A 13,788-nucleotide genomic window follows, 5' to 3' on the forward strand; every position below is an offset into this window, starting at 1 on the left:
CTATACCTAAATATATAAATTATGAAAGCAAAAATCTGGGCCAATTTAGGCGTTAAAAATGTAGAGAAAAGCAGGGCTTTTTACACCAAACTCGGTTTTGAAAAAAATGCAGGTCCCGAGAGTGATGAGTTAGCCAGCTTTTTATTTGGAGAAGATAATTTTGTGATCCACTTTTTTAAGGAAGACAGTTTAAAAAAGGGCATGAAAGGCGAACTCGCCGATTTGAGCAAGGGCAACGAGGTCATGTTCACCATCTCGGCAGAAACCAAGGAAGAAGTAGATGAATGGGCGGTAAAAGTGAAAGATGCCGGCGGTGCTGTATTCTCACCACCAGAGGAATTTCACGGCATGTACGGTTGCGCTTTTGCAGACCCAGACGGGCATAAGTTTAATATATTAAAATGGAAGTAAGTATATACAAGCGGCCTCTAATGCAGGCCGCTTACTTCACATCAATTTTTCATTCTATTTCTCAAAGTATCTTCCTTTGGTTTAGTCCAGTAGGCACAATCCAGCTGCAAAAACACAGAAGTATAAGGAATTACTTCATTAGTTTTGATGACGAGCACTTTGAACAATTTCGATTCAGTATCTAATTTTTTAAAAACAGAATCATGGAGCATCGTTTGTACAGGCAGGTTACCTAGTGTATTTTCGATACTAGTTTTAAATCGCGTAACCCCTTTAACCTGCTGTTCACTAATAAAACTGAGCTCTTTATCCCTGTAAACAATCGGTTTTACATGACCTGAAAGATTGACCTGAGCAAGCACCTTTTTTAAAACAGCATCCAGGTCTTCATTTGCATAAATATAGTCCATTCCTGCAGCATTTTGCTCTGGGAAAGCTTTATCCACGATCAAAATCCAATTTCTATGCCCCAGCATCGGTAATTTAGCATCAAAATCCTGTTGCCAATTGTTTGAAATACCATTCAAGCCATCTTTTTCCTTTGTCGGAGCAGTACAACCTGCCAGAAATAGTTCAGCTACGACCAATAAGGCGGCAGCTGATTTCATTATTAAACGAAATGGATTCATATCTTTAATTTAAGCAATATTGATGGTTAAAATCTGGTTCTTTTGAATGTTTAAAGTTTCTTTTATCAGGATTTCCACTACATTATTTTCCTGTTTAAAAGATAAAGGAATTTGTTTTCCACCTAATTGAGCCGAAACTGTTCTTGATTTACCTCCACCAAGTTTTTCGAGGGAGATTTTATTCAAGGCCAGCGTACCATATTTCAATTCGAAATGGTGGATCTGTTTAAGCCCAGCGTTTTGCTGGCTGTAAGTTCCCCATCCAAGCGCAGCAGTAAAAGGTGCTTTAAAGTTTTCTTTGTTCCATTTAGGGGCAAAAGCAATATATCCTTTCGGGCCATGGTACTCAAAACCACAGGCTGTAATAAAAGTTCCATAACTTGCCATTGCCCTGGCATAATGGTCACTACATTCTATTTCATTGAACGGGTTTCGTTTTGCAGCGTGGTGCCTGTCGTGAATAACACGGGTTAAGATAAGGCTTTCCTCTACCATGCCTTCTGCCATAAAATGTGCGGCTACCTGATGTTCGAAACCGCTCATACACTCATGAAAGTAGCCAAGTTGCCAGCTTACATTCTCGCCAAATGGCTTAGGTTCGTTATGGGGATTCGTATTCATCACCATGCCGCCCTCACCAGGAAGTGCATATGGGCGGCCACCAGTATGTGTTTTGATGTAAGGCCCCACATCCATCGTGAAATTGTATTTCCATAAAGCTTTGAGCGCAGACAAGGCTTTCCCCTTATCCAATACCCGGGGCAAACCTACCTGAAATGCCCAGCTTTGTCCGTAAACCTGATCGATATGACAGGTATTATAAGAACCCAAATTTTTACGTCCCTGAACAGCATCCGGGCGATGGATAAAATATTCTCCATTAAACAGTTCTTTTTCCATATTCCTGCGGCCATTGTTTACATAGTTTTCGCAGGTTTTGGCGAATGATACATCTTTTACTTCTTCTGCCATAGCCTGAGCAGCCCTTGCCGCAGCAATACAAAGACCTACTATCCAGGCAATTTCTCCTTCCCATACTGCATCCAGGGTATTCTCCATCGGGGTATCGGTCATACCATCTCCATTCTTGTCCTGATCGAGCATAAACTGCACCGCCTTTTTGATCTTTGACCAGTTGGCCTGTAGAAAAGTATTATCCTTGCTCATTTGATGTTCGCGATAGAACCTGAGCACCGTACCTGCCTGGCCATCAATAGCAGGCCTGCTTTCATTTTCTGCCCGAAAAATAATTGCGCCGGTATCTTCTTTAAAACCAACGCCCAGATCAACCTTCTCCCGTAAGCCTTTCTCTAGCTCAGGAAAAATTCTTCCCACCGCCTGGGCATATTGCCAAACGTGGGTACAGGTACCTGCACAGGCGCCTACACCTTCCCAACCCCAGAACCTGCCATCGGCAAAGCGGTAGGTATTGGCAGTAGCCAATGTACCTATGTTTACAAAGGTTCTTTCCAAAAACCATTGTGGCAAGGTCGAGTTGTTCCAGGTGTTACTCCATAACTCGGTTGTAGTAGATAGCTCATCAAAATTCGCATCTATAAATGCCGAAACGGCTTTAGCATCTTTAAACCTGGCTCCATAATGATAACCACCTTCGGCATCTTTCACCAGTTTTTTAAGTTTTGGGTTGGGGTTATTAAAGTGCCAGCTTATCGAATAATCCGCTTTTAGCGATTTCCCAGGCAATAAATCAGCTGAAAGGCTAATGCTTCCCACAAGTTTTTCAGGAGCTTCTATCGTTGTGGTGTCTGTTAAAACCTGATCAAAATCCTCTTCTTTTATTGGCCAGGGACTAAATGATGTTTGGGTTTTCCCTGCTGCGTTATGCAGCATAAAACCCATGGTGCCACTATCGCCAGCAGCCTTTACTTCTTCGTTTGTTGGTTCAAAGGATGAAAATATGCCAGTAGATTTTTCAAGCTTAATAACCTGATTTTTCCGCTGTCCGGTGTTTATTTTACCAGTAAGCTTATTTGCTCCATTTTCCATCCATCCCAAAACAGAAACTTTTAGCTGACTTTTGCCTTTATTTATAACGGCTAAGCGCAAAATTGTAGCCGGCAAAGCCGATCGCTCTGCATCAAGAGGGATAAAAGGAGAATAAACCTTTAGGTTTACCTCAAGCGGAAATCCTTTACTGCTATATCTGATATTGGCTACCGGATACGATGCCTTAAAACTAATCTCGTCCCAATCGCCTTCATTCAACTCTTTTATCACATTTTTTCCATCGATAATGGTTTTAACGGCGAAGCCCTGATCGAGTACACGTTTATTGTCGGCAATGGCTGGTTCTACATATGCTGCGCCATCCCTAACACGTATTTTACGTACAGCAGTTCCATCGTTCCAGTTAACCACCTTAGGGTCTATTCCTTCCTGAGGCCCTTCAAAGGTTTCATTGTAAATCTGCCAGAGCCAAAGCCGCCCATCTCCGCCCACATAAACGGTACCAGCATGTAAACCTCCTGCAGGCATACCAATGTATTTCAGTTCATTTCGACTTTTCAGGTAAGTGCTTGCCTCACCCCTGTTAAAAAGCGAACGTGCCCAAAGGGGATCGATATCTTTATCTTCCGGAATATTATGTAAGGGATAATCCTGAGCAAAAATGCTCTGCGCCCATACCGGAAAATATAATGTAGCAAGACCTGCTGTTAACAAACCTGCCTTTTTAATAAAATTTCTTCGGCCAATTGTATTGTTATCCATGTTTTAAGGGTACTTTGTTGTGATTAGTGTGTGTTTATTGGTGCGATTTTAACAGTCTGCTCCTTATTACAGAATAACGGCAGCCAACCATATTGCATATTATTTATAAGGCGGGAAATATCCTTTTTATCGGCACCAAAAATACCTGGTATATAATACTGAAAATGTAATGCGATTGCCAAATTAATAGGCGCCACTAATTTGCTGCAGGAAAGATTAAATAGCTGGTTCATTATTGGTTAGGGATAATACCAACTTGAATATATATCTATTCATCCAATATTGCTGCGCTTCTACAAATAGACTTAATCATTTGGCAAAATCGCTTAATATTATGTAAGCGCATAAAAAACCCCTCCAAAATTATTTTGGAGGGGTTTAAACCCTGAGGTTAGCTTGAGTATGTATTTCAAAAAATATAATTCCTTTAATTAAGCATCAGGTATTTCCGGTTCTACCAGCTTCGCTAACTTTTCAAGCGATTCCTGCCAACCCAGGTAACACATCTCTACAGGTATAGCTGAGGGAATTCCTTCCTGAATAATTTTAATTTCTGTACCCACTAAAGTCTTTTTCAACCAAACAGAGGTAATCATCTCACCAGGCAGGTTTGGATCATCAAACTGATCGGTATACTTTAAAAACTCATTCGGTGTTACCTCAAGGTATTTTCCGCCGAATGAATGACCATTGGAAGTAGAAAAGTTTTGAAACGACATTTTAAAAGAACCTCCCAGTGCTACTGTCATTTCGTGAACAGTACAAAGAAAACCATATGGAGGTAACCATGAAGCGATTGCCAAAGGTTCGGTAAATGCACGATATACTTTTTCTGGCGATGCTTTTAAAACTCTGTGCAATGAAACGGTGTTGTTCGACATAAAATTATTTTTTAATTTCCTACTCTTTAGGCTTTTCGGTTTCGCCCGTTTTTGAAGTGGTAGCTGCTCCACCATCTTGTCAGTATTTTTAATATCAATTCCTGACTATACAAAGATGGCATGTAAATTCGAGTTTGCCAGTGGTGATATGCGACAATGTAGAAGGGGCTTTACGGCCTAACCTGTGCAAAACACACCTTCTACGATCTACTTTAAAATACCATCAAAATACAGTTAATGATGGTTTCTTATTTGTTATTATTCATGCACCACGCTATATCGTCACTTAAAAACTTAACAGTTTACGCTAGGTGAACTAAACATTTTTTTTGATGAAGTAAATAAAAGATTCGCTTCACCGAATTATTATTATTAAAATCGGGTATGATAATTAACTTTGCATACTACTCTCCTATTATAAATGACAAAGTGGATCACCCGTGAACATCCAAAAATTGACCGGATTGCCTGTCCTTGGCTAATCAGGCGTTTTATCGATCCTGATGCAGAAATTATTTATGTACCTTCAGATGAGGTAATGATTAAAGCCAGCGAATTAGGGGCGGTACCATTCGACATGCCTGATATAGAATATACGCATTACAATGATCAATGCACTTTTGATTATTTCATTAAAAAACACCAGTTAAAAGACACTGCTCTTGACCGCATTGCTGCTATCGTTCGCGGGGCAGATACTGATCGCCATGACTTCGCACCACAGGCAGCAGGGCTAGAAGCTGTATTTTCGGGTTTAGCCTACCACAGTTCAAATGATCAGGAGCTATTGGCTTTAGGCATGCGGATTTATGATGGCCTGTATAGTTGGGCAAAACACCTTTACCATAAAAAACATACACAGGCCGGACCAGTTGAACAAATGTTACTGGACATATACACCAGGTACCTTCGGGAAAATAAAGGAAAGAAAGCACCGGCCTGGGCAAATGAATTACGGGAAATGATACAGGACCAGATGGATACCAATATGTCTTTGAGTCTCCAGCAGGCTTCAGATGAACTGGAAATTAATCCTGCCTATTTATCCCGGGAGTTTTCCAAGTATTTTGATGACCTGTCTTTTGGAGATTATATACGGAAGATGAGGATCGAAAAGGCTATGCTGTTGATAGAAACATCAGCTTACTCATTAACCGAGATTGCCTATCTTACCGGATTTTCAGACCAGAGCCATTTTAATAGAATATTTAAGAAACAGACTGGAGAAAACCCCTCGTTTTACAGAAAAAAACACAAAAAAGGTAAAACGGATACAAATAGTTAAATCCGTACAATTATAGTGCCCTGCGAATAAGCAATATTGTAGTAAAATACAATTTGCTGATGAAAGAACAAACCGATAAAGCCAAACCGCGATACGCACTAGCAGAAATTACAACGTATTTCCTAAAATTGGGCACTTGGGGCTTTGGTGGTCCTGTTGCGCTGGTAGGTTATATGCAGCGTGATCTGGTTGAGCAGAAAGGCTGGCTTAGCGAAGAAGAATATAAAGAAGGGCTAGCGCTTGCGCAATTGGCTCCCGGGCCTCTTGCCGCACAGTTGGGTATCTATATTGGCTTTGTACACTATGGCTTAATAGGCGCTACTTTAACAGGATTAGCCTTTGTATTACCATCGTTCATCATGGTGGTTTTGCTTGGTATGGCCTACCAACAATATGGTGGTTTGGCATGGATGCAAGCGGTATTTTATGGTGTTGGCGCTGCCGTAATCGGCATCATTACCATGAGCGCGTATAAACTAACCATTAAATCAATCAGCAAACTGGAGCCTGCTGCCATCAAATCCAAATGGCTTTTATGGGTGTTCTATATCATTGGAATCGTGATCACCGTTGTTACCGAAAAAGAGGAAATCTTACTTTTTCTAGCTTGTGGCATCCTGTATATGCTCATTAAGGCCCCACCGCAATGGATTAGAAAGCCTTCAACACTCCCGGTAGGAATATTGTTCAGTACTGGTTTTTGGCACTATGAAAGCAAGACCTTACAAGACATTGGCTGGTTTTTCGTTAAGGCGGGAGCATTTGTATTTGGTAGCGGACTGGCCATTGTACCTTTCCTGCATGGTGGTGTGGTAAAGGAATTTGCTTGGTTAACGGAAGCTCAGTTTGTAGATTCGGTTGCAGTTGCCATGATCACGCCTGGACCTGTAGTAATTACAGTAGGATTTATCGGTTATCTTGTAGCAGGGTTTCCAGGGGCCTGTGTTGCAGCGCTGGCTACTTTTCTGCCATGCTACATTTTTACAGTGGCGTTAGCACCCTCTTTCAAAAAGATTACAAAAAATAATAGCGTTAAAACATTCGTTGAAGGAATTACCGCTGCTGTGATTGGCGCACTCGTTGGTTCAGTAATTGTGATCGGTATGCGTTCTATAAAAGACATTCCAACAGCATTAATCGCAGTAGCAGCTATACTTTCACTCATCTACATCAAAAAATTACAAGAGCCCTATATCATTGGTGCAGCGGCCGCGATAGGACTATTCATTAAATTCTTCTAACTTCTCGTTATGCATAAAATCTCTACAAAATTGCCTGTTAAGCAAAGTATAATGCTACTTGTTTTCAATACGTTACTAAGTTTATCAACAAAGGCACAACAAACGACTCAAAATCATACATATCCAAAGGTAACTGGCTATTTCAGTTTGCTTCACCCCATCGGTTCCTGGGATAAAAACGGATTCCACGATAACTTTTCGGATGTATACACACTTGCCTTTCCATTCGGAATAAACATTTTAAAGAGTGATAAATTCGGGGTCAGTTTCGAGATTGCCCCGAGTATCCGTACCGAACATAATATTTCTAAAGTAAGTTCGGTATTATTTCATCCGGGGGCAATGTTCAGGTTCAAACATGGCTTTACATTTATAGGTCGTGCAGCATTTGAAACCAGCGGACGTTATGGCTTTACACCGGTTTTGAACCAGGTTGTAAAAAAAGGAAAAGATTTGAGCCTGTATCTTGCCTTGCCTTTCCCCGTGAGATTTGGCAATAATCTACCTGCATCATTATCTACAGGTTTACAAGTGGGTGTTAGTTTTTAAATAAGTTACAGTACAAATTGCATCAGATGTTTTAGACACAGCCGTCTAAATTTTCAAACAATTTTTTAATGAACACATAAGACAAATCCATTAGATATTTTTCAAAAAAAAGATTGTAACTATTTGATTACATAGAATTTGTTTATATATTAGAATTTATCTGATCAATACATTTTAACCTAAACTAACTTAAACATGAAAAACACAAAATTTCTATCATTGGCCATGGTATGCGCGTTATTTCTCTGCGTATCTTCATGCAAAAAGAACAACACTTCTGAACAAACTGATAATAAGGCCGAAATATCAGCAAGTACTTTACAACAAATAAAAAGCTTAGGATTTAGCGTCGAAAATGCGCGTAAAGTTGATAATGGTTATCTGGTAGAAGGCGACATCGTTCTAACAGATGCCAACTTAAACGAAAAGTCTTTAAGCCCTAACTTAAATATTGCTGAAACCGAGCAGTACCGCACAACGAATGTTGTTAAATCTCTACCACGTGTGATTACAATTTCTGTTACAAATTTACCACAGGTGTATAGTGATGCTGTTGACCTCATGATTTCAAGATACAACTCATTGGGCCTGCGTATGACTTTTCAAAGGGCAAATACAGGTACTACAGGTAACATTGATGTATTTGGATTTAACGAAGGGCCAAGTGGTGGCTATATCACTTTGGGTTCATCTGGTTTCCCTACTTCAAGCGGCGAACCATTTAATCAGGTTAAAATGAATACGAATGTTAATGCCTACGGAACAAATCCTAATTTATTGTATGTAGCTTCTGTTTTGCAACATGAAGTTGGACATTGTATTGGATTCCGTCATACAGACTACATGAACAGAGCTTATAGCTGTGGAGGAAAACGTTCTAATGAAGGAACGGCAGGAGTTGGTGCGATACAAATCCCAGGCACACCATCAAAAGCAGATGCAGAATCATTCATGCTGGCTTGCTCTAACGGTGGCGACCGTACATTTAATGCAAATGATGTAATTGCAATGAATTACCTTTATAAATAAACCAAATATAGATCAGATAAAAAAAACAGATCATATAAAAAGAGGGAGCTGAAAAGTCTTCCTCTTTTTTTTTGAACCTGAAGTGGCTGGATGTATATATTTTTTTCAATGTTTTTAACAAAATAACCTTTTAAAAAACATAAACACAGTGCAAAGAGCAACGAACAATATAATTGAGAAAAAAAATCGCAATTTTTCAATCAACAACATAAGGTTCACTTCATCTTTACATCATAATGTTAAATTTAATCCATAATTCTGAACCAGTAACTTGAAAATCCTTAACATTATTTTCAATCCGACTTATAATTCTTAATAATTTCTTAATTCTAACTGACAAAATCCATAATCGGGTTAAGGCATCTTTGTGAGAAATTCACAGAGCAAGGAACAATCGTTTGTTTCTGTGAATGATCCAAACAATCATAACCAATCATTCATGAAACAAAACTACAAAAAGACCTACTTGTCTTTGATTGGCAGATGGCAATGTCTTGTTGCAATGCTGCTTTTCTTTTCATTAAACACCCAGGCTCAAAGTGATAAAACAATAACGGGTAAAGTTGTTGATGAAACCAGTCAGCCATTACCGGGCGTAACAGTTAAAATAAAAGGCAGCACCTTAGGAACATCAACCGATACAAATGGCGGTTATACTATTCAGGCAAAACCGTCTGACATACTTACATTCTCGCTACTTGGAAGTTTAACCAAGGAAATTACGGTTAATGATCAGGCTAAAATAAATGTAACCCTTGTTTCGGATAATCAAAACCTGAAAGAAGTTGTGGTTATTGGTTATGGTACAGCTAATAAAAAAGATTTAACAGGTGCGGTAACTTCTGTAAAATCAGAAGAATTTAACCAAGGTGTTTTGGTTAACCCAGCCCAACTTTTACAAGGTAAAGTTGCAGGTTTGAATGTTACTAAAAGTGGCGATCCGAATGCTAAACCATCTACTATTTTACGTGGTCCATCTACTTTACGTGAAGGTGCTGCACAAGAGCCGTTTTACGTTATCGATGGTGTTCCCGGAGCTTCGATTGATTTATTGGCACCGGCTGATATCGAAAATATCGACATTTTAAAAGATGCATCTTCAACTGCCATTTATGGTTCGAGGGCAGCAAATGGCGTAATCATTGTAACCACCAAACGTGCTAAAAGCGGCCAATCCCGCCTAAATTATAGCGGCTATGCTGCCGTAGAGAAAGTTTCTAAAAAATACGATATGCTTTCAGCTCCCGAGTTGAGACAATACCTTGCAGATAACAAGCAAACTTTAAATGCGGTAGATGATGATGGTTCGGATACAAACTGGCAATCACTTTTAGAAAGAACAGGTTATTCTCAAAATCATAATCTTTCTTACGGAGGCGCTGGTCAAACATCAGATTATGGCGCAAGTGTGAATTACCTCGATAATAAAGGGATTCTTAAAAACACATCGTTAAAAAGAACAATTGTTCGTGCTTTCCTTAACGAGAAGTTTTTTAATGATCGGCTTAAACTGGGTTTAACCATAACCAACAGTAATTCGAAAAGTTCAGATGTATATCAATCACAAGCGCTTCCCAATATGCTTTTCTATTTGCCAACAGTAAATCCTTTTAATACTGATGGTAGCTATAAAGAGAACTACAACCGTACCGGGAGTGGAACAAGAAATCCATTATCAATTGTTGATAATAACGTAATCGATAACTTGAATAATAAAACATTGATTAATGGTATGGCTCAGGTAAATATCATTGATGGACTAAAGTTTACAGCCAGCGTTTCTTCTCAAAGAGACCAAAATAACTACAGTACTTATTTAAACAGCCAATCGGGATTAGCCAGAGGTGTAAACGGACAAGCACAAAAAATCGATGTTTTAAACAAAAGCCAGGTTTTAGAGGGTTATTTTAACTATGATAAAACTTTCGGGAAACATAGTTTAAAATTGCTTGGCGGTTATTCATGGCAAGAAGATAGAACGAATGATGGTTTTGGCGTAACTACACAAAATTTTTCAAACGATAATTTAGGATATAACAACCTGTTTTTGTCTAATCCAAGTTTGCTTTCCCAAATCGCCTTTAACAACGCCCCTATTTCAACTTTAAGATTAATTTCATATTACGGCAGGGTTCAGTACAACTATAATGAGAAATATTTATTTCAGGCATCTTTAAGAGATGATGGCTCTTCTGCATTCGGAAAAAATAATCGCTGGGGTCTATTCCCGGCTGTTTCTGCAGGCTGGAGAATTATTGACGAAGATTTTATGCAGTCGGTTCCGGTTATTAGTGATTTAAAACTTCGTGCCGGTTATGGCGTATCCGGCAACAGTTTAGGTTTTGATGCTTTCTCTTCTTTACTAATTTATGGTACACTTTCTGGAAGCAATAAATTTTTAAATAATGGCAATATCAGCAATGCCATTGGTCCGGTTAGAAACCCAAACCCAGATTTGAAATGGGAAAGTACAGCAACTACCAACATTGGTTTAGATTTTGGCTTGTTTAAAGACAGAATTACGGGCTCACTTGATTTTTATGTAAAGAAAACTTCTGATTTGATTTATGATCGTTACGAAGTTTCTACAACACAATTCTTCTTACCAACCATTACGGCTAACGTAGGCAAAATAAAAAATACGGGTATTGAATTTTCATTAAATGCAATAGCAGTTAAAACTGATAATTTTAAGTGGACAACTTCTCCAAATATTGCGCACAATAAAAACGTAGTAGAAACCTTATCTGATGATTTCTATAAAATCGCAGCCATCCAAACAGCTCAGCTTGGTGGCAAAGGCCAGTCGGGCAATTTCAGTCAGCTGATTCAGCCAGGTTATGCATTGGGCACTTTTAACCTTTGGAATTATGCAGGTAAAAATGCAGCAGGCGTAAGCACTTACGTTAATGCTGCTGGTCAAACCATTGCCACACAGCCTTTAACTACTGATGCAAAAATCGCTGGCAACGCCCAGCCTAAATTAATTTACGGATGGGCGAATAGTTTCAGTTATAAAAACTGGGATTTTAACTTTTTAGTTAGAGGCGTTTTGGGCAACAAGATTTTGAATGCCACAAAGGCATCTTTAAATAATCCTGCCGATGCAAAACTTCAAAACATTCCTAGGTTTACCCTCGGCGAATCTTTCAACGATATTAATGCTTATCTGATTTCAGACCGTTTCCTTGAAAGTGGCTCATACTTGCGTTTGGATAACGCTACGCTTGGCTATACACTAAAACCTAAAACACCAGCCATCAAATCCATTAGATTATATGTTACGGCAAATAACCTTTTCGTAATCACTAAATACAGTGGTTTAGACCCAGAAATCAACATTGGTGGATTAACGCCGGGAATTGATAACAACAACTATTATCCAAAAACGAGAACCTTCAGTTTCGGTGCAAGTGCATCATTCTAAAAAACAATAAAGATGAAAAAAATTATAATCCTATTTAATATCCTTGCTTGCCTGATGGTATTAGAATCATGCAGTAAGCTCGATGTTGATGTTGAATCGCAATACGTTAAAGATAATTTTCCTTTTACCAATTCAGATTACGCGGCTCTTTATGGCACCATGTATTCTAATCTTTCTTCTCAATATGGCGTGCCATATTGGAGAATGCAGGAACTCTCTACAGATGCAGCAATTATTCCCGCACGCGATGGAAACTTTGATGACGGTGGCCAGTACCGTCAGCTCCATTACCATACCTGGACAATTGACCACCCCAATGTGAGGGATATCTGGCAGTGGGGATTCGGCGGTATTAATAACTGCAACCGCTTAATCAACCTGACCAATGAATCTTCAGTTTCAGCTACACAAAAAAGTAGCAGCTTAGCCGAAGTAAAAGCAATGAGGGCTTTATATTACTACTTTATGATGGATTTATATGGCAATGTGCCAATTATAGATACATTCCCGGTAAGCTCGCTTCCTGGAAACCAAACCAGAGATAAAGTATTTGAATTTATTGAGAAAGAACTTTTAGCTGTAATACCGCAATTACCAATAAAAGATAACAACAACCGTGTATTGCTTTATGGCCGGCCAACCCAGGCAATGGCTTATGCTTTATTAGAAAAAATGTACCTTAATTCGGAGGTCTATACTGGCAAACCGAGATATGCAGATGCTGTAATTATGGCCGATAATATCCTGAAAAACACCAACTACGCTTTGGATAACAAATATTCAGATATTTTTGATGTTAACAATGGGCCACAGATTAATGAAACCATATTTGCCGTTCCCTACGATCAGCAGATTCCAGGCAACCAGATGACAAGATTTGGTTTTTATCCTGCACTAGCAGCAGCATATGGTATTAATGTGGGTTTTAGTATTGCAATGAGTACAACGCCAGAATATTATAACCGGTTCAACCTGAACAATGATATCCGTAACAGTTTCTGGTTAATTGGTAAACAATATGCGCCAGATGCTAACCGTAAACCTGATTTAACCAAACCTGTTTTTGTGGCAGGAACAACAACTCAAATTGAGATTACCCCTGACCTTATTTTAAAACCAGGTAAACCAATGGATTTAGGTAATACTGTTGCAGATCAGGCTAAAGGTGTTCGATCGGTGAAGTACTGGCCGGATGTAAACGCAATTCAGGCCACACGTTTAAACGGCAACGATATGCCCCTACTCCGTTTGGCAGATGTAATGCTCATGAAAGCAGAAGCGATATTAAGGGGAGCAACCGCTACAACTGTTAATAGCGAATTACAAACACCACTGGTACTTGTAAATAAAATAAGAGCCCGCGCTGGTGCTAGTTTAGCCGGTTCGGTAGATTTGAGCACTTTACTTGATGAAAGAGCCCGTGAATTTAGCTGGGAAGCATGGAGAAGAAATGACTTAATCCGTTTCGGACAATTTGAAACCGAATATCCGCTACCAAACGACGTACTTTTCATGAATAAGGATATCACCAGAAGAATTTATCCTATTCCGGCAAATGAGTTAAAGCTTAATACAAACCTGAAACAAAACCCAGGGTATTAACAAA

The 13,788-nt window shown here is 39.2% G+C and carries 10 protein-coding genes; 7 read left to right on the plus strand and 3 right to left on the minus strand.

Features of this window, described 5'->3' with window-relative positions; all coding sequences use genetic code 11:
- Positions 1-21: 21 nt before the first annotated feature.
- Positions 22-411 (plus strand): VOC family protein, encoded by a 390-nt coding sequence (locus ACN9MR_RS12500; RefSeq protein WP_426330000.1) that lies wholly within the window; start codon positions 22-24, stop codon positions 409-411.
- Positions 412-452: 41 nt separating this feature from the next.
- Here the strand turns inward: ACN9MR_RS12500 and ACN9MR_RS12505 are convergent, their stop codons facing one another.
- The 3 genes from ACN9MR_RS12505 to ACN9MR_RS12515 form a co-directional block, all read right to left on the minus strand.
- Positions 453-1,019: a hypothetical protein gene (locus ACN9MR_RS12505; RefSeq protein WP_426330001.1), complete on the minus strand. Its 567-nt coding sequence runs from the start codon at positions 1,017-1,019 to the stop codon at positions 453-455.
- Positions 1,020-1,049: 30 nt separating this feature from the next.
- Positions 1,050-3,770: a GH116 family glycosyl hydrolase gene (locus ACN9MR_RS12510; RefSeq protein ID WP_426330002.1), complete on the minus strand. Its 2,721-nt coding sequence runs from the start codon at positions 3,768-3,770 to the stop codon at positions 1,050-1,052.
- Positions 3,771-4,201: 431 nt separating this feature from the next.
- Positions 4,202-4,651 (minus strand): SRPBCC family protein, encoded by a 450-nt coding sequence (locus tag ACN9MR_RS12515; RefSeq protein WP_426330003.1) that lies wholly within the window; start codon positions 4,649-4,651, stop codon positions 4,202-4,204.
- 421 nt (positions 4,652-5,072) lie between these two features.
- On the opposite strand from ACN9MR_RS12515, the gene ACN9MR_RS12520 reads away from it, so the two are divergent.
- The 6 genes from ACN9MR_RS12520 (at position 5,073) to ACN9MR_RS12545 (ending at position 13,784) form a co-directional block, all read left to right on the plus strand.
- Positions 5,073-5,936, plus strand: a complete 864-nt coding sequence (locus ACN9MR_RS12520; protein WP_426330004.1) for a chromate resistance protein ChrB domain-containing protein — start codon at positions 5,073-5,075, stop codon at positions 5,934-5,936.
- A 59-nt stretch (positions 5,937-5,995) separates the two neighbouring features.
- Positions 5,996-7,177 (plus strand): chromate transporter, encoded by a 1,182-nt coding sequence (locus ACN9MR_RS12525; RefSeq protein ID WP_426330005.1) that lies wholly within the window; start codon positions 5,996-5,998, stop codon positions 7,175-7,177.
- 9 nt (positions 7,178-7,186) lie between these two features.
- Positions 7,187-7,726, plus strand: a complete 540-nt coding sequence (locus ACN9MR_RS12530; RefSeq protein ID WP_426330006.1) for a hypothetical protein — start codon at positions 7,187-7,189, stop codon at positions 7,724-7,726.
- Positions 7,727-7,921: 195 nt separating this feature from the next.
- Positions 7,922-8,755, plus strand: a complete 834-nt coding sequence (locus ACN9MR_RS12535) for a M57 family metalloprotease (protein WP_426330007.1) — start codon at positions 7,922-7,924, stop codon at positions 8,753-8,755.
- A 439-nt stretch (positions 8,756-9,194) separates the two neighbouring features.
- Positions 9,195-12,182, plus strand: coding sequence for a SusC/RagA family TonB-linked outer membrane protein (locus ACN9MR_RS12540; protein ID WP_426330008.1), 2,988 nt, complete (start codon positions 9,195-9,197; stop codon positions 12,180-12,182).
- A gap of 12 nt (positions 12,183-12,194) precedes the next feature.
- Positions 12,195-13,784 (plus strand): RagB/SusD family nutrient uptake outer membrane protein, encoded by a 1,590-nt coding sequence (locus ACN9MR_RS12545; RefSeq protein ID WP_426330009.1) that lies wholly within the window; start codon positions 12,195-12,197, stop codon positions 13,782-13,784.
- Positions 13,785-13,788 lie beyond the last annotated feature (4 nt).

The sequence above is a fragment of the Pedobacter sp. R-06 genome (assembly GCF_049913135.1).
Taxonomy (GTDB): Bacteria; Bacteroidota; Bacteroidia; order Sphingobacteriales; family Sphingobacteriaceae; genus Pedobacter.

Bases quoted from the DNA above. Each gene is read 5' to 3' on its own strand.
- ACN9MR_RS12500 (WP_426330000.1), top strand. From the start codon at position 22: ATGAAAGCAAAAATCTGGGCCAATTTAGGCGTTAAAAATGTAGAGAAA.
- ACN9MR_RS12505 (WP_426330001.1), bottom strand. From the start codon at position 1,019: ATGAAATCAGCTGCCGCCTTATTGGTCGTAGCTGAACTATTTCTGGCA.
- ACN9MR_RS12510 (WP_426330002.1), bottom strand. From the start codon at position 3,770: ATGGATAACAATACAATTGGCCGAAGAAATTTTATTAAAAAGGCAGGT.
- ACN9MR_RS12515 (WP_426330003.1), bottom strand. From the start codon at position 4,651: ATGTCGAACAACACCGTTTCATTGCACAGAGTTTTAAAAGCATCGCCA.
- ACN9MR_RS12520 (WP_426330004.1), top strand. From the start codon at position 5,073: ATGACAAAGTGGATCACCCGTGAACATCCAAAAATTGACCGGATTGCC.
- ACN9MR_RS12525 (WP_426330005.1), top strand. From the start codon at position 5,996: ATGAAAGAACAAACCGATAAAGCCAAACCGCGATACGCACTAGCAGAA.
- ACN9MR_RS12530 (WP_426330006.1), top strand. From the start codon at position 7,187: ATGCATAAAATCTCTACAAAATTGCCTGTTAAGCAAAGTATAATGCTA.
- ACN9MR_RS12535 (WP_426330007.1), top strand. From the start codon at position 7,922: ATGAAAAACACAAAATTTCTATCATTGGCCATGGTATGCGCGTTATTT.
- ACN9MR_RS12540 (WP_426330008.1), top strand. From the start codon at position 9,195: ATGAAACAAAACTACAAAAAGACCTACTTGTCTTTGATTGGCAGATGG.
- ACN9MR_RS12545 (WP_426330009.1), top strand. From the start codon at position 12,195: ATGAAAAAAATTATAATCCTATTTAATATCCTTGCTTGCCTGATGGTA.